The 16,425-nt window shown below is 69.0% G+C and carries 13 protein-coding genes; 6 read left to right on the plus strand and 7 right to left on the minus strand.

All coding sequences use genetic code 11. The features are described 5' to 3' along the window. Positions 1 to 21: 21 nt before the first annotated feature. The 3 genes from B9O00_RS26655 to B9O00_RS26665 all read left to right on the plus strand — a co-directional run bounded on the left by B9O00_RS26655 (position 22) and on the right by B9O00_RS26665 (position 4,248). A complete protein-coding gene (locus B9O00_RS26655) occupies positions 22 to 957 on the plus strand; it encodes a carbohydrate ABC transporter permease (RefSeq protein ID WP_085125770.1) in 936 nt (311 codons plus the stop codon). Then, entirely contained in the window at positions 954 to 1,793 is an 840-nt protein-coding gene (locus B9O00_RS26660; protein ID WP_200808675.1) for a carbohydrate ABC transporter permease, read from the plus strand. Before B9O00_RS26655 ends, B9O00_RS26660 begins: the two co-directional genes overlap by 4 nt. A 121-nt stretch (positions 1,794 to 1,914) precedes the next feature. Further along, a complete protein-coding gene (locus tag B9O00_RS26665; protein WP_085125771.1) occupies positions 1,915 to 4,248 on the plus strand; it encodes a sodium:solute symporter family protein in 2,334 nt (777 codons plus the stop codon). A 276-nt stretch (positions 4,249 to 4,524) separates the two neighbouring features. Here the strand turns inward: B9O00_RS26665 and B9O00_RS26670 are convergent, their stop codons facing one another. The 5 genes from B9O00_RS26670 to B9O00_RS26690 form a co-directional block, all read right to left on the minus strand. Continuing rightward, positions 4,525 to 6,078, minus strand: a complete 1,554-nt coding sequence (locus tag B9O00_RS26670; protein WP_085125772.1) for a phosphatidylserine decarboxylase — start codon at positions 6,076 to 6,078, stop codon at positions 4,525 to 4,527. 161 nt (positions 6,079 to 6,239) lie between these two features. Continuing rightward, complete coding sequence (locus B9O00_RS26675; RefSeq protein WP_085125773.1) at positions 6,240 to 7,049, minus strand: DUF5602 domain-containing protein; 810 nt, start codon at positions 7,047 to 7,049, stop codon at positions 6,240 to 6,242. A 195-nt stretch (positions 7,050 to 7,244) separates the two neighbouring features. Then, on the minus strand, positions 7,245 to 8,324 hold the full coding sequence (locus B9O00_RS26680; protein ID WP_085125774.1) for an ABC transporter substrate-binding protein: 1,080 nt from the start codon (positions 8,322 to 8,324) through the stop codon (positions 7,245 to 7,247). Beyond that, positions 8,321 to 9,703, minus strand: coding sequence for a sensor histidine kinase (locus tag B9O00_RS26685; protein WP_085125775.1), 1,383 nt, complete (start codon positions 9,701 to 9,703; stop codon positions 8,321 to 8,323). The genes B9O00_RS26680 and B9O00_RS26685 overlap by 4 nt, the downstream gene beginning before the upstream one ends. 5 nt (positions 9,704 to 9,708) lie before the next feature. After that, positions 9,709 to 10,389: a response regulator transcription factor gene (locus B9O00_RS26690; RefSeq protein ID WP_085125776.1), complete on the minus strand. Its 681-nt coding sequence runs from the start codon at positions 10,387 to 10,389 to the stop codon at positions 9,709 to 9,711. A gap of 113 nt (positions 10,390 to 10,502) precedes the next feature. On the opposite strand from B9O00_RS26690, the gene B9O00_RS26695 reads away from it, so the two are divergent. Genes B9O00_RS26695 through B9O00_RS26705 form a run of 3 tightly spaced genes read left to right on the plus strand, consistent with a single transcriptional unit; the run spans position 10,503 to position 13,436 of the window. Then, entirely contained in the window at positions 10,503 to 11,486 is a 984-nt protein-coding gene (locus B9O00_RS26695; protein ID WP_085125777.1) for a Bug family tripartite tricarboxylate transporter substrate binding protein, read from the plus strand. Position 11,487: 1 nt separating this feature from the next. Continuing rightward, entirely contained in the window at positions 11,488 to 11,919 is a 432-nt protein-coding gene (locus B9O00_RS26700; RefSeq protein WP_085125778.1) for a tripartite tricarboxylate transporter TctB family protein, read from the plus strand. Further along, positions 11,919 to 13,436 carry a tripartite tricarboxylate transporter permease gene (locus B9O00_RS26705; RefSeq protein ID WP_085125779.1) on the plus strand — a complete coding sequence of 506 codons (1,518 nt, stop codon included), beginning with the start codon at positions 11,919 to 11,921 and terminating at the stop codon, positions 13,434 to 13,436. The genes B9O00_RS26700 and B9O00_RS26705 overlap by 1 nt, the downstream gene beginning before the upstream one ends. 372 nt (positions 13,437 to 13,808) lie before the next feature. On the opposite strand, the gene B9O00_RS32720 is transcribed toward B9O00_RS26705, so the two are convergent. Next, on the minus strand, positions 13,809 to 16,055 hold the full coding sequence (locus B9O00_RS32720) for a hypothetical protein (protein ID WP_143596354.1): 2,247 nt from the start codon (positions 16,053 to 16,055) through the stop codon (positions 13,809 to 13,811). Between the two features lie 158 nt (positions 16,056 to 16,213). Next, a partial coding sequence (locus tag B9O00_RS26710; RefSeq protein ID WP_143596355.1) for a transposase occupies positions 16,214 to 16,425 on the minus strand: 212 nt, incomplete at its 5' end.

Raw genomic sequence — 16,425 nt, forward strand, 5'->3', positions numbered from 1 at the left:
CGGCCAGGCGGTTCGAGCACCGTGGCCGAGAGCCTCGCCCCGTCCGTCGACCGTCCGTCCACCCGGCGTCCTGCCGGGCGGGCGGCGGCCGGGCAGGGCGGGCTCGCCGGCTGGCTGCTGCTGCTGCCGGCCGCGGTGCTGCTCGCCGCCTTCACCCACTATCCGGCGGTCGCGACCTTCCTGCACAGCCTCTACTCGACGCCGCGCGGCAGCCGGCCGGCGCACTTCGTCGGGCTCGACAACTACCAGGCCATGATCCAGGACCCGGTGTTCTGGCAGAGCCTGTGGAACAACGCCGTCTACGCCCTCGGCACGATCCCGGCGGCGATCGCGCTGGCCCTGGTCATGGCGCTCTGGGTCAACGGCCGGATCCGCGGCCGCGGCCTGCTGCGCCTCGCCTACTTCACGCCGACCGTGCTGCCGATGATCGCGGTCGCCAACATCTGGCTGTTCTTCTACACGCCCGACTACGGCCTGATCGACCAGGTCGGCCACCTGTTCGGCGCCGGCGCCCACAACTGGCTGGGCAGCCGCTCGACCGCGCTCGCCTGCCTGATGGTGGTGACGGTCTGGAAGGAGGCCGGCTTCTTCATGATCTTCTATCTCGCCGCCCTGCAGCAGATCGCGCCGGTGCTCGGCGAGGCCGCGGCGATCGAGGGCGCCGGGCGCTGGTACTTCTTCCGCCGCGTCACCTTCCCGCTGCTGATGCCGACCACGCTCTTCGTGCTGGTCAATGCCGTGATCAACGCCTTCCGGGTCGTCGACCACGTCGTGGTCATGACCCGCGGCGGCCCCGACAATGCGACCGAGCTGCTGCTGTTCTACATCTACGAGGTCGCCTTCAAGTTCTGGGACACCGCCTACGGCGCGACCCTGACCATGGTGCTGCTGGCGATCCTGGCGGCCGTGGCGCTCGGCCAGTTCCTCTACTTCGACAAGCGGGTGCACTACCGGTGAGCGCCCTGGTCCCCGCGGCGGAGGGCGAGGGCGCCGCCGGGCGGCTGCTGGAGACCGCCGGCGCCTGGCTGCTCGGCCTCGTCTGGGCGCTGCCCCTGGTCTACGCCCTCTGGACCGCCTTCCATCCGAGCGCCTATTCGGCCCGCTTCGATCTCCTGGCGCCGCTGACGCTGGAGAACTTCGTGCGCGCCTGGGCGGCGGCGCCCTTCGCGCGCTACTTCCTCAACTCTTTCCTGCTGGTGACCTCGATCCTGGCGGTCCAGCTGGTGCTCTCGACGCTCGCCGCCTTCGCCTTCGCGCGCTTCTCCTTCCGCGGCCGCGACCTGCTCTTCGCCCTGGTGCTGGTCCAGCTGATGGTCATGCCCGACGTGCTGATCGTCGAGAACTACCGCACCCTGCGCTGGCTCGGCCTGATCGACTCCGTGCTCGGCATCGGGCTGCCCTACATGGCCTCGGCCTTCGCGATCTTCCTCCTGCGCCAGACCTTCAAGACCGTGCCGCGCGAGCTCGACGAGGCGGCCCGGGTCGAGGGTTGCTCGTACCTGCGCCTGCTCTGGAAGGTCTATGTGCCGCTGGCCCGGCCGACCTACGTCGCCTTCGGCCTGGTCTCGGTCAGCTACCACTGGAACAACTTCCTCTGGCCGCTGATCGTCACCAACTCGGTGACCACCCGGCCGGTGACCGTCGGCCTCTCGGTCTTCGCCTCGACCGACCAGGGCATCGACTGGTCGGTGATCACCGCCGCGACCCTGCTCAGCACGGCGCCGCTGCTGCTCGCCTTCCTGCTGTTCCAGCGCCAGTTCGTGCAGAGCTTCATGCGGGCCGGGATACGGTAAGGGAGCAGGGGCCCCGCTCGGGCCCCGGCGCGAACCCGCGGGACACCTCGCGGGTTGACCTGCGGCGGCCCGGGGTGCAAGCCGGGCGGTGCCGGCACGTCGACAGCGGGAGCGCCGTCCCATGCTCGACCTTCTGATCGTCCTGGCCTTCGTCGCCTATGCGCTCGGCGCCGGGCTGGTGGCGCGCAAGGCCTCGTCGCGGAACCTGCAGGAGTACTTCCTGGCCGGCGGCACGGTGCCGGGCTGGAAGGCCGGCTTCTCGATGGCCGCGACGCAGTTCGCCGCCGACACGCCGCTGCTGGTCACCGGCCTGGTCGCGACCGCCGGCATCTCGGCGCTCTGGCGCCTGTGGGTCTACGCCTTCGCCTTCCTGTTCATGGCCTTCGTCTTCGCCGCCGGCTGGCGGCGCGGCGGCGTGCTGACCGACGCCGAGCTGACCGAGGTGCGCTACAGCGGCCGCGGCGTGCTGGCGCTGCGCGTGCTCAAGGCGGTCTACTACGGCACGGTGGTCAACTGCGTCGTGCTGGCCATGGTGATGGTCGCGGCGGTGCGCATCGCCGAGGTCTTCCTGCCCTGGAACGCCTGGCTGCCGGTCGGGCTCTACCAGCCGGTCGTCGGCCTGGTCGCCGCCCTCGGCCTCGACCTCGGCAGCGGCGCGCTGCTCGGCCTGCCGCCCGAGGTCGCGACCGCCAACAACCTGATCTCGATCCTGGCGATCATGGTCTTCACCGCCGGCTACTCGACGACCGGCGGCCTGCGCGCGGTCATCGAGACCGACGTCGTGCAGTTCTCACTCGCGATGGTCGCGACCGCGGTCTACGCCTGGATCGTCGTCGCCGACGTCGGCGGCCTTCCTGCCCTGACCGGGCGGCTGGTCGCGCTCTACGGCGCCGCCGACGCCGGCCGCATGCTCTCCTTCCTGCCGTCGGGCGCCGGCGACCTGCTGCTGCCCTTCCTGGTCGTCGTCGGCCTGCAGTGGCTGTTCCAGATGAACTCCGACGGCACCGGCTACCTGGCCCAGCGCTCGATGGCCTGCCGCAGCGAGCGCGACGCGCGCCAGGCCGGCGTGCTCTTCGCCTGGATGCAGATCCTGCTGCGCAGCCTGCTCTGGCTGGTCATCGCCGTCGGCCTGCTGGTGCTCTATCCCTTCACGCCCCAGGACGCCGGCGCCGAGGGCTTCGCCGCGGCGCGCGAGCTGACCTTCGTCACCGGCGTCGACGACCTGATGCCGCCGGGCCTGCGCGGCCTGATGCTGACCGGCCTGCTCGCCGCCCTGGCCTCGACGGTCGACACGCACCTCAACTGGGGCGCCTCCTACTGGTCCAACGACCTCTACGACCGGCTGGTCTGCCAGCGCTGGCTTCGCCGCGATCCCGGCCCGCGCGAGCTGGTCCTGGTCGCGCGCCTGTCGAACGCGGTGATCCTGGTCCTGGCGCTGGTCGTCATGGCCAACCTCGGCTCGATCCAGACCGCCTGGTTCGTCTCGCTGCTGTTCGGCGCCGGCATGGGCTCGGTGCTGGTGCTGCGCTGGCTGTGGGAGCGCATCAACCTCTGGTCCGAGCTGGCGGCCATGGCGGCCTCGCTGATCACGGCGCCCCTGCTGCTGCTGCTGCTCGGCACCGACCCCGAGGGGGAGTGGCTGCGCCTCGCGATCATGGCCGGCGTGACCACGGCGGCCGCGGTCGGCGTCACCTTCGTCACGCCGCGGACCGACCGCGAGGTGCTGCTCGCCTTCTACGAGCGGGTCCAGCCCTTCGGCTGGTGGCGGGCGACGGCCCGCGACGCCGGCGACCGGCCGGAGGCGCCCCTGCGGCTGCTCGCGCGGCGCAGCCTCAGCGTCGCCGCCTGCGCCGCCTCGCTGTTCCTCCTGCTGCTCGGCTGCGGCCGCCTGCTGGTCGGCGCGCCCGGGGTCTCGCCGGACTGGAGCTGGGGCTTCGTCCTGGTCGGCCTGGCGCTGGTGCCGCTCTGGTGGCGCGACCTCGGCCGGCGCCTCGAGGTCGACCGCTCGGCCCGGGTCGGCGACCGCGAGATCGGCGACGCCGACTTGGCGGCGCGCGCCGCCGCCTCGCTGCCCGGGGCGCTCAGGCACCTGGCCGAGCACCTGAAGGTCAGCCAGGGCCTTGCCGTGGCGGTCGAGGGGGCGGCCAGCGGCCGGCAGCCGGCCGTCGGCCAGCGCCTGCTGCTGTTCCAGGCGGTCGAGGACCTGCTGCTGCATTTCGCCCTGGCCGGCTGCCGCCGGGCCGACCTCGGGATCGGCCGGGAGGCCGGGCTCTACCGCATCGAGCTGGCGCCGCGCGACGGCCCGCTCGACCTCGGCGCGGGCGCCGGCCATGACCTGCTGGCGCACCTCGGCGAGCGCCTGCGCCAGGTCGGCGGCCGCCTGGGCGTCGAGCCCGAGCGCAAGGCCGCGCGGCGCATCGTCCTGGCGGTGCCGCTGCCCGGCGGCGGCGGGTGAGTCTCCAAGGCCGGTCCGCCTTCTCAGGCGTCAGGCGAACGCGCAATCCGAAGTTCCCTCTCCGCCCCCCGGGGGCGGAGAGGGCAGGGAGAGGTGGGGGACTCCCCAGCCGCTACGGAGAGGTTCGTGCCTGGAGCCGCTGACTTGCCCCACCTCTCCCTGGCCCTCTCCGCCCCAGAGGGGCAGAGAGGGGATGCTGATCGCCTGTCCCGGCGCTTTCCCGCATCTTGATGCGCTCATCCTCGCCCCCGGGGAAGGGCGAACCGCAGCGGCCTTTCAGTCCGACGCGCCCCCCGGCCGCACCGGCGGCGTCGTGCCGTTGTTGAAGATCGCGATCTGGTTGCCGAGGCGCGTCTGGATCGCGGCGCTGACCAGGCCCTTCGAGAACAGCAGGATGTCCAGCGAGCCGCCGTAGTAGAAGTTGCCGATCCGCGTGTAGCCGCGCTTGACCTCCTTGCCCGGCTTGATGTCGGGGTCGAGCACGACCGAGCCGATGGTGTTGAGCCCGACCGGAATCGAGGCGACGAAGCCGGTCTTCTCCCTGCCCTCGGCGCCCTTGTAGTGCACCTCGATGATCACCACGCCGCGCTGGAACTGCTGGAACTGGCTGAAGTCGGTGCCCGGCTGGCCGACGTTGCCGCTCGGCGGTACCCAGTTCGGCCAGTCGAGATAGCCGTAGGTGCCGCGTTTGACGATCTCGGCGTGGCGCACCGTGCCGTTCACCGGCGCATGGAAGTGGTGGTAGGTGTTCGGCATCAGCACGCAGGCGACGCCGCTGCCGCCCTCGAAGGGCTTCTTGAGGGCCTCGGGCGTGCTGCCGAGCAGTGACTCGACACTGACCGGGATGCCCTTGACGTCGAGCACCAGGTCGCGCTGCAGCGGGTTGTCGAGGAAGCGCCGCCGCTCCTTGCCGTCCTTCTCCAGCACCTGGACCAGCGGGTTCATGATGCAGTCGGTCGGCGCCACCACGATGTAGTCGCGCTCCGGGTACCGGCTGAGCGGCATGGTCGCCGGCCGGCTCGGGATCGTCCGGGTCTTCTCGTCGATCGTGATCTCGCGGGCGAAGAAGGCGTTCCAGCTCTTGTAGTCGCTGGCCTTCTGCAGCGGGTAGTCGCCGATCTCGATGCGCGGGTCGGCGATCCACTCGGCGACGTACTTCGTCGAGGCCGGATCGTCCATGAAGCGGCCGCGCTCGATCGAGAAGTCGCGGGTGAAGGCGAGGCCGGTGTCGAGCGGCCGGCCCGGGTCGGCCGGGTCGCGGCCCTGCACGTAGTCCTGCCCGGCCTTGTTCCGGTAGTAGAGCCAGGCGACGCCCTCGATGTAGGCGAGGCCGTTGTCCTGGTTGCCCGAGATCCGCGGCAGGAAGGTGCACCAGTCGAGGAAGTAGCCGACCATCCGGCCGAGCAGCGCATCGGCGCTCTTCGCCCCGAGCCAGGGGCTCCTGGCGCCGTAGTGCCTGGGCGGCGGGGTCAGGCCGGCCGCGACCAGGGTCAGCGCCGCATAGCTGCGCGGGTCGCGGTAGGTCGCCTCGATCAGCTTCGCGATCGACGCGCCGCAGGGCGAGGCCGCGACCCTGGCCAGGGTCTCCGGCGGCAGCGCCAGGGCCGGATCGAAGGGATGGGCGAGGGCGGTGAGGCTTTCGAGCCGTGCCGCGTAGTCGGCCGCGGGGACCAGGGAGCGGAGCTCGGCCGCGACCGCGGTCTCGTATTTCGGCAGCTCGGCTGCCCCGGCCTTCGGCGTGCCGGGCAGGCCGCCCGCGAGCAGCAGGCCGGCCAGCGCCCCGGCGCCGGCGAACCGCCCGAGCCGCGCGACGATCCTCGTTCCGCTCATGGCGTCCTCCCGCTCTGGATGACGGCCAGTGTAGCGCGGTATCTACTTTTCGTTGAGTCCCTATGGCCTGCGGCGCCTGCCGTCACCTCGCCTCGGATGTCGCCGCCGCGCGGCCTCGCCGGTCGTCCTCGTCCCTACCTCCCCGCCTGCCGCCTGCCGCCTCACGGCTTCCAGGACTTCAGGTCGTCCAGCTCGACCAGATAGCGCTTCTTGGCCGCGTCGTAGCGCACGGAGTAGCGGGTCGGATAGTAGCCCGCGGTGCTGTAGCGTTCCGGCGTCTTCACGGGCAGGCTGAGCGCGGGCTTGCTGTGCAGGTAGGCCGTGGTGACCATCGGCTCGACGAAGGTCAGCCGGCCCTCGTAGTAGCCGTAGACGAAGGTCGCGGTGAAGGGCTTGCCGTGGAACTCCGGTCCGGTCACGTCGACGCCGTGCACCCCCATCCGGTTGACCGCGGTCTCGGGAATGACCTTGTAGCCCGGCGGCACCAGGGCCGGATCGGGTGCCGCGGCGGCCGGGTCCGCGGGACCGGTGAAGGCGACCCGCTCCACCTGGTCCGGCGTCATCAGGTAGAAGTGGAAGTCGAAGTGGGGCACGGTGTAGATGCCCGGCGGCGGGTGCCCCAGCGGGTTCCAGTCGATCTGGATGGCGCCGTAGCCCGTCGCCACCGGCGTCTTCGGCAGCGGCAGGTCGAACTCCCAGGATCCCTCCGCCGAGTCCTTGTTCCGGCCCTCCGGCAGGCCCTCGATGGCGCCCGGGCTCAGGCTGATGCCGATCGACTGCGGCCTGCCCGCGGCATCGGTCTCGACGACGGCCTGCGCCGTGCCGTGACCGATCTCGATGCTGTCGCCCAGGTAGGTCTTGCCGCCCGCCGCCGCGGCGGTCGTCGCCGCTCCGGCCAGGGCCGCGGCGCAGAGGATCGCCGACGTCGCGGCCAGGCCGTGCCGAAGGGCACGGCGCGAAAGTGCTGTCATGAGCTAGCCTCCCTGTCTTCCGTCGGGCCGGCTGTCGCCTGGCCCGGCCCGTCGGGCCGTGCCGGCGCCGCGGCCGCGGGCGATTCCCGCCGCCGCCACGGTACCGGCTTCGGCGACCGGAGGCCATCGGGCGCGGCGCGCCCGTCGGCGGACCGGTTGCCGCAGCGGCGGCGGCCGGCGCCGGCCGGCCGAGGCCTAGCCGCCGCTCTTCGGCATGGCGGCTCGCCACTGCTCCAGGAACAGGCGCCGCTTGGCCCGGTCGAGGCCGACGAGCAGCGCGGGGCTGAGCGCGATCGGGCGGAAGGCCTGGGGGTTGGCGCCGTCCCCCTTGCCGTGCTCGGCGGTCAGGCGGGCGAGGGCCTGCTCGCCGTCGACCGGCGAGAAGAGCCGCGCCGCGCCGCTCAGGATCCGCATGCCCTGGGGGGTCAGCAGGCTGGCGATGAAGGCGCGCGCGGCCTCCGGCTGCCGCGCGTCGCGCGAGACGAAGCCGGCGCGGGCCATGACCAGCGTGTAGTCGCGGGGCAGCACGATGCCGATCCGCGGGTCGCGGATCATGCGCGACAGCGCGTAGGAGCCGAGCACGTTGTAGCCGAGCAGCAGCCGGCCGTCGGCGACGCGGTCCAGGATGTCCGCCGTGCAGCAGAAGGTCCGGGCGTCGTTGCGGCCCAGGCTCTCGACCAGGCGCCCCCAGGTGCTGGCCTGGATGGCGTCCTCGAAGGCGAAGAGGTAGCCGACGCCGGAGGTCTCGATGTCGTAGGTGCCGACCTTGCCGCGGAAGGCGTCGCTGTCGCGCAGCAGGTCGATCAGGTCGAAGCGCGTCCTGGGCACGGGGCGGGCGGCGAACCAGGCGCGGTTGTAGACGATCACGGCAGGCTCGTAGGTCAGCCCGAACAGCTCGTCGCGCCAGCGCGCCCAGTCGGGCAGGGCGGCCCCCAGGTCGCCGCCCGCCGGCAGCGCGCAGCCGTCGTTGACCAGCTTGACCTGCTGGTCGACGGAGGAGGAGATGACCAGGTCGGCGGCGAAGCGGCCGGCTTCGCAGGCTGCCGCGACGTGCCGGTCGAGCTCGTTGGTGGTCAGCTCGCGATAGACGACGCCGGTCGCCGGGTGGCTGTCCTGGAAGGCCTTGATGATCGGCTCGAAGACCGACAGGTCGGTCGTGCTCTCGATGACCAGCGACGGGCCGCCCGGGGTCCGGGCGTCGAAGCGCGCGTCCTGCGCCGCCGCGGCCGCGCCGGAGAGCAGCAGCAGAAGCAGGCCCGCGACGAGCCGGCTCATCCCGCCTGCCTCGGCATTTCGAGGCCGACCTCGAAGCCGCCGTCCGGCAGGCGGCGGTGGACGAGGCGGGCCTGGTGGGCGGCGACGACCGCCGCGACGATCGAGAGGCCGAGCCCGGCGCTCTCGGCGTCGACGCCGTTCGACAGGAAGCGCTCGCCGATGCGCGCGGCGAGATCGTCCGGGAAGCCGGCGCCGCCGTCGCGCACCAGGATCGCGGCGCCGCTCTCGGCCGTCTGCGGCACGACGCGCAGGCCGACCGGCGGCGCGCCGTGGCGCAGCGCGTTGTTGATCAGGTTCTTGACCGCCTCGCGCAGGCTGACCAGGTCGCCCCTGGCGGAGACCGCCTCTTCCGGCAGCTCGAGCGCGACGGCGTCGGAGCCGTCGGAGACGACGCGCACCTCGCGCTCGGCCTCGATCGCGACCTTGCGCAGGTCCAGCGGCTCCAGCGCCGCGGTGTCGGCGCGATGGGCGACCAGGGCGTGGCTGAGCAGCTGGTCGGTCAGCCGCGCGAGCCCGATGCTGCGGCCGTGGATCCGGCGGTTCAGGCGCTTCAGCGTTGCCGGATCGGTCTCGTCGAGCGCCAGCTGCGACTGGACCCGCAGCGCCGTGATCGGGGTCCTGAGCTGGTGCGCGGCCTCGGCGACGAAGGCCTGCATCCCGTCGATGCGGCGGCTGAGGCGCGCCATGAAGCGGTTGACCGCGGCGATCAGCACGGCGACCTCCTCGGGCGCCGGCACCTCGATCGGCGAGAGGTCGTTGACGTCGCGCGACAGGATCGTGCGCTCGATGCGGGCCAGCGGCCTCAGCGCGACGCGGACGATGACGACGGCCAGCACCATCAGCGCCACGCCGGCGAAGGCGATGATGGCGACGGCGCGCGTCGTGATGCTGCGCGCCAGGGCCGAGCGCTCGGCGGTGGTCTGGGCGACCAGCACGACGACGCCGCCCGAGACCGAGCGCTCGGCGAGATGGCGGGTCAGGCGCACCGCCCGGACGCGCACGCCCTTGAAGGTCGAATCGTAGATCTGCTCCGGCTTGCCCAAGGAGGTCGTGGGCGGCTGCAGCCCGTCGTAGCCCGTGATGGTCGCGCCGTCGGGGCCGATGACACGGTAGAAGACGCGGTCGTTGCGGGCCAGCGACAGCAGCTCGAAGGCCGAGACCGGCAGGTCGACGTCGGCCTTGCCGTCGACCACGCTGACCCGCTCGGCGATCTGGAAGGCCGCCCCCTCGAGCGGCCGGTCGAAGGCCTCGTCCGCCGCCTCGCGGCCGTAGCGGCTGGCCGCCACGACGGTCGCGACGACCACGGTCGCGAAGATCAGCGTCATCGCCACGCCGAGCCGGAGGGCGATCGACTGGGGCCGGGACTGGCGCGCAGCCATCGCCGTCAATGCGGCGCGCCGGCCCGCACGACGGCCCGGTAGCCGAGGCCTCTCAGCGTCGCGATCTCGATGTCGCCCTCGGCGAGCTTCTTCCTGAGCCGCGCCACGTAGACCTCGACGGCGTTGAGGCCCGCGTCTCCGGTCAGGCCGTAGAGGCGGGAATGGAGCTCGTCCTTGCCGAGCACCCGGTCGAGATTGGTGATGAAGGCCTCGAGCAGGATGAACTCGCGCCGCGTCAGCTCGACCGTCGCCTCGCCGACCGTCACCGAGCGGGCGGCCAGGTTGCAGCGCACGTTGCCCGCCGTGACGAGGGCCTCGCTCGCGCCGTGCTTGCGCCGGGTGACGGCCCGCGCGCGGGCTTCCAGCTCGCGCAGGTCGAAGGGCTTGACCAGGTAGTCGTCGGCGCCGAGGTCGAGCGCGTCGACCTTGTCGTCGATGCGCAGGCGGGCGGTCAGCACGACGACCGGGATGCCGTTCTGCCGGGCCCTCAGCCGCTTGAGGAAGGACAGGCCCGAGCCGTCGGGCAGGTTGATGTCGAGGATGACGAGGTCGTGGGCATCCAGGCTGACGAAATGCTCGGCGTCGGCCATCGTCGCCGCGTGATCGCAGGAATGTCCGGCCCGGCCGAAATGGGAAAGGATCGCCTCGGCGACATCCTCGGTGTCCTCGACAACGAGCAGGCGCAAGAACTCCCTCCCGAACGATGACGCTTCTGGTGACAGGTTGCTGACAGCTTCCCGTCCTATTGTTCGGAAGATCGCACGAAAACGATGCGACTGGAACCGAGGGAGGATGCCTGATGAACAAGCTCGCTGCGGCGTGCGCCGCCAGCCTTTTGACCGCGCTCTGCGCGTCGGCCCCCGCCGTTGCCTTCGAGCCCGCCGCGACCGAATGCATCGCGCCGGCCAACCCTGGTGGCGGTTGGGACTTCACCTGCCGCCAGGTCGGCAAGACGCTCTACGACCTGAAGATCGTGCCGAGCCCGGTCCAGGTGACCAATCTCTCCGGCGGCGGCGGCGGCGTCGCCTATTCGGAGGTCGTCGCCAAGCGCGACAGCGACAACGACCTGATCGTCGCGGCCTCCTCGGCGACCTCGACCCGCCTCGCCCAGGGCGCCTATCCCGGCATGACCATGGGCCAGGTCCGCTGGATCGGCTCGATCGGCGCCGACTACGGCGTCATCGCCGTGGCGAAGGATTCGCCGATCAAGACGCTCAAGGAGCTGCTGGACAAGGTCAAGGCCGACCCCTCCTCGGTCGCCTTCGCCGGCGGCTCGGCGGTCGGCGGCTGGGATCACCTCAAGGTCCTGATCGCCGCCAAGGCGGACGGCATCGACGACATCCGCAAGGTCAAGTACGTCGCCTTCGAGGGCGGCGGCGAGGCGGTGACGCAGCTGCTCGGCGGCCACGTCCAGGCCTTCACCGGCGACCTCTCCGAGGCCAAGGAGTTCTCCGATTCCGGCGACATCCGGATCCTCGCCGTCCTGGCGCCCAAGCGCCTGCCCGGCGACTTCGCCAGGTTCCCGACGGCCAAGGAGCAGGGGCTGGACGTGGTCGGCGCCAACTGGCGCGGCTTCTACGCGCCGGGCAAGATGTCCGACGACGCCTACGCCTTCTGGGTCGAGGCCGTGAAGAAGGTCTACGCCTCCGACGAATGGAAGGGGATCATGAAGAGCTCCGGCCTGATGCCGCTCGACCTCGACGGCGCCGCCTTCACCGCCTTCGTTAAGGATCAGATCGACAAGACCACGGCGATCTCCAAGGAAATCGGGCTGATCAAGTGAGATGAGCGACCGCGTCCTCGGCGGGTTCTGCCTGGCGCTCGCCGCCTTCTTCCTGTGGCGGACGACGAAGATCGAGACGAGCTTCATCACCGATCCGCTCGGGCCGAAGGCCTTCCCGGTCATCATCGCCGGCGTGCTCGGGCTCGCGGGGCTCTATGTCCTCGCGCGGCCCGACGCGCGGCCCGACTGGCCGGGCGCCGGGCGGCTCGTCGAGATCGCGCTCGCCGTCGGCGTGATGGTCGCCTACGCCCTGCTGCTGCCGTCGCTCGGCTTCGTCGCGGCGACGGCGCTCGGGGCCGGCTACCTCTGCTGGCGGCTCGGCGCCGGGCCGCTCGAGGCGCCGCTCGCCGGTCTCGTCATCTCGCTCGGCATCTACGCGATCTTTCACCTGGTCCTCGGGCTGTCGCTGGCCCGCGGCCCCTGGGGGTTCTGATGGACGCGCTCGCCTCCCTGGCCCACGGCTTCGCCGTCGCCCTGACCCTGCAGAACCTCGGCCTCGCCTTCGTCGGCTGCTTCCTCGGCACGATCATCGGCGCGCTGCCGGGGCTGGGGCCATCCAACGGCGTGGCGATCCTGATCCCGCTCGCCTTCACGCTCGGCCTGCCGGCGACGCCGGCCATCATCCTGCTGACCAGCGTCTACTACGGCGCCATGTACGGCGGGCGGATCTCGTCGATCCTGCTCAACATCCCGGGCGACGAGCCGGCGCTGATGACGACCCTCGACGGCCATCCGATGGCGCGCAAGGGCCAGGCCGGCGAGGCCCTGGCGCTGTCGGGCATCGCCTCCTTCGTCGGCTCGCTGCTGGCGACCTGCGGGCTGGTCTTCCTGGCGCCGCTGCTGGTCAGGGTGGCGCTGCTGTTCGGGCCGGCCGAGTACTTCGCGCTCTTCACCCTGGCCTTCGCCACGCTCGGCGGCGTCGCCTCGCGCAACCAGGCGAAGTCGCTGATCGCCGCCGCGCTCGGCCTGGGCATCGCGCTCATCGGCGTCGACCACCAGACCGGCGTGCCGCGCTTCACCTTCGGCAACGTCCACCTCTACGACGGCATCAACTTCCTGGTCGCCATCGTCGGCCTCTTCGCGATCTCCGAGGTGCTGCTGTTCCTCGAGCACCGCGGCGAGGGCGAGCACGCGCCCGGCAAGGTCGCGCTCGGCCGGGTCACGGTGCCGCTGGCGATGCTGAAGCGGACCTGGGCGACGATGCTGCGCGCGACCGGCGTCGGCTTCCTGGCCGGCGTCCTGCCGGGCGCCGGCGCCTCGCTCGGCTCGTTCATCGCCTACACCCTGGAGAAGGGCCTCGCCGGCAAGGGCGCCGGCTTCGGCGCAGGCGAGCCGCGTGGCGTCGCGGCGCCCGAGGCCGGCAACAACGCCGCGGCCGGCGGCGCCCTGGTGCCGATGCTGGCGCTCGGCGTGCCGGGCTCGGGCACCACGGCGGTGCTGCTCGCCATGCTGCTGGCGCTCAACATCACGCCGGGGCCGCTGCTGTTCCAGCGCAACCCGGACGTGGTCTGGGGCCTGATCGCGGCGCTCTTCATCGCCAACGTCATGCTGCTGCTGATGAACCTGCCGCTGGTCGGCCTGTTCGTCCGGGTCCTGCGGATCCCGACCCGCTACCTGATGCCGGGGGTCGCGATGATCTCCTTCGTCGGCATCTACGGCATCTCGGGCTCGACCTTCGACCTCCTGGAGATGATCGTCTTCGGCGTCGCCGGCTACCTGCTGCGCAAGCTCGACGTGCCGCTGGTGCCGATCATCCTGGGCATCCTGCTCGGCGACCAGATGGAGAAGAACCTGCGCCGCGCCCTGACCATCTCCGACGGCGACTGGTCGATCCTCTGGGGCTCCTGGCTCGCCATCGCCATCTGGACGCTGGCGATCGTCGGCTTCCTGGCGCCGCTGGTGATCGGGCGGTTCGTGCGGCCGAAGGTGAAGGACACGGTGGCGCAGTAGGGGGCGGGGAAGCCGCTCGCTGCGTCGCCGTGGCGGCGGCTTTGCGCCGATTCCCTTGAAAAAGTCGGCGCGTCGGTCAGATCCGAGGTCCGCGCTACAGATGAATGCAAGATTGCCCACTCGTTCGGATAGATCTTGTTCCTTGACCTCGATTGGCGACCAATCATGTCGTGCTAATTGGACTATCGGACTTCTTCAACAGAATCCACCAGAGGCGGTCGTTACCGGCATCGGCACACGTCGACTTGATTGGGGGCGGGAGCGGGCAGTCCGCCACTGGAGAGGACGTGGAGAAAGCAGTGACCGGCCCAGAAGCGAGGCGCCGCAATCCCGCCTTCCGGCAGCAAATTCCTTGGAGCATAAGCACCGGATCTATTCCTCCATGGCAGAATTCTTTGGCATCTTGCCGAATCCATAGCGATAGAAACCGACTCCATCAAATGTGGTTTCTTTCGATCTACGAACGAAAAGGAAAGTGGCACATTCGACCACGGTATCCTCATCCGAAAACATCCCCACGATGCTTCTGCCGGCATCCTGCCACTCGTCCGGGTCAGGTGCTTTTTTTGCAAGGTGACACATCAGAACGAATATCCTGTTCCCCGCCAGAAACTTTGTGACCAGCACGTCTTCCCCATTGTTCGGTACGCCCCGTCTGAACCTCCGAATTCTTCTCTCAAAGTCCATCAAGGCAGGCGGCAACTGATTGAGGATAACATTGATGATGTCATACCGGTGTCGCTGCTTGGTGTTCGCATAAAGTTCCCGTACGGAGGTGCGCCACATTGGCGACAGATAAACTCCAATCGGTTCAACTGCTGTCCTGTCTTTTCGAGGGTGGACCCTTTGACGAACCAGGGCGTCTGCCCCAAGAAAGGTGAGCTTCTTTCCCGATACGGCCGTGCCGTCTATGCATAGACCATTGGTCAGGTACATTGAAAGAATGTCCTGCTCGTCACCATCGAAATCGATGATCTCATCAATACTTGGTCGGCGGGTGAGATAGTGCTGGAAGGATGCTTCCGTATCCAGAAACTTGGCAATCATCTGAAACTCGCCGAGAGTTAGCGCCGGGGCCCATGCTGTTTCATTCTCGATAAGACCAAGTTCCCGGAGGTAGAACCTCGCGCTGGTTAGGTTGGTGAAATGCTCGAAACTCACGCTGTAGCGATACACAACCTTCGGGCGGTCGAGCTGAAAATCAATTAGGGAGCCGTCGACCTTGAGACGCAGGACGGCCTTGTCCCGGAGGGTGTCGAGGTAGTTTTGCAGCCGCCAGCCCTGTAAGCCTGGCTCCACGAACAGTTCCCTGAAGTTTGTTCTGAGACTCTTGTCGCCACCACGGCGCGCAGCGTCTCTTAGACGTCCCGATTTGCACTCGAAAACAAATATGAAGTTACCGAGCAGCGCGACCACATCATTTTCGTATGTTTTGCCGCTTTCGGGATCAGTCCAGACAACGCCCCGGAAAACTCTCGCGTGTGGCATTGCTGCTGAGACAACTTCTTCTATCGCGACCTCGAGGTACTCTGCCCTTGCCTCTTCATAAGCGCGCACCAGAGGCGGATGGTCTTCGATCAGCCCTTCCATGATGGCAAATGGGAACGAAAATATTAGCTGCGGGATGGCCGCAAAGAGCTGATCGTCAGAAAGCCTGACGTAGGGTTTCCGCCAGACCGGATTATTCAGGTAGACATGCTGCGGATTGGCATCACGCAGACCGCCGAAAGGGATCGACAGATGGAAGAGCACGTCAACAATCTTGGAGTCCATAATCTCCTCAAGATCTGATCGTTTCAGCCGGAATACCCATGGCCATGCCATCTCAGACATCTGGAACGCGGCGACACGAAGCTCTTCCAGATCGGGAAAGCGATCACTCCGGTCTCGCCAGCACCTGTCCGCGAGCGGATACTGGGACCTGAAGAATTCTAGTTCTTGTAGAATCTCGCTTCGCGATTTTGATTGCATCAAAGTTCTGATGTGGGAAAAGTTGATATGGAGGCGATCGGTAACGAGATTGGTTACGGCAATCATGGCGTTGAACACGTCAGACAGTCGGTATCCCAGCGCCGCTTCGGACTGAGAGTCAATGCGCTTCAGAAGTGCCAGCATTACCGTCTCGCAATCATTCCGGGCAAACAGATTGCGATAGTAGAGGGTCTGAAGGCGGGCTTTTCGTCGAACCATGACCGTTGCGAGCGAGTCATGCTCCTCCGGCTGCTTTCGGATGAACCCGTGGATATGCCTCGCCATGACCTTCCAGTGACGTTCAAAATTTCTGGGGGAAGTCGGGACATTTTTCCGCTGACCCTCGCCCGTGAGGATAAGTGCCTGGGCGATTTCCACCTCAACCTGCTCCATGTCATCGACGGAGGGCTCATCCACGGCCTTTGGCCCGGTTGACTCCATAATATGGCGCGCGGCAGTTCTCGCGAGAATCGCGAGCGGGTCACGGGCAGCCAGAAAATTCACAATCCGCTCACGCGTATCGTCGAATTCCTTCTGCCACTGAGACGAATTCCAGTCGTCCGTTCCTCCAAGAATCTTGGGCGTCGGAATTTCGTGGGAGGCGTAGCCGGGAAGGCTGTCCTCTAGACCGGGTTTTCCGCTACTCATGGATCGTGTGCCTCTCTAGCAGGGTGCGGAAATAGAGGCGCTTCGTCGCGCCGGCGGGCTCGAGTCGGAGCTCTCGGCGAGGCGGACTTGGGCTGTTGCCGCGGTTTTGCGGTCGTTTTCTGCCGTTTCGGCCTGCTTCGGACGGAGTCCTGGCCCGATCAGGTCACGGCGAGCAGCTTGGGCAGCCTCACCAGGTTGTAGGCGGCGACGCTCAGGGTGAACATCCAGCCGACCCGCGCGAGGCCGCGGTGGCGGGTCTTGCGCAGGCCGCCGGTGGTCTTGATCCAGCCGAACGCCTCCTCGATGCGCTTGCGCAGGCGCTGGCTGACGGCATAGCCGGGGTGGCGGGTCGTGCGCCCGTCGATGGCCG

The organism is Tistlia consotensis USBA 355, from assembly GCF_900177295.1.
Taxonomy (GTDB): domain Bacteria; phylum Pseudomonadota; class Alphaproteobacteria; order Kiloniellales; family DSM-21159; genus Tistlia; species Tistlia consotensis.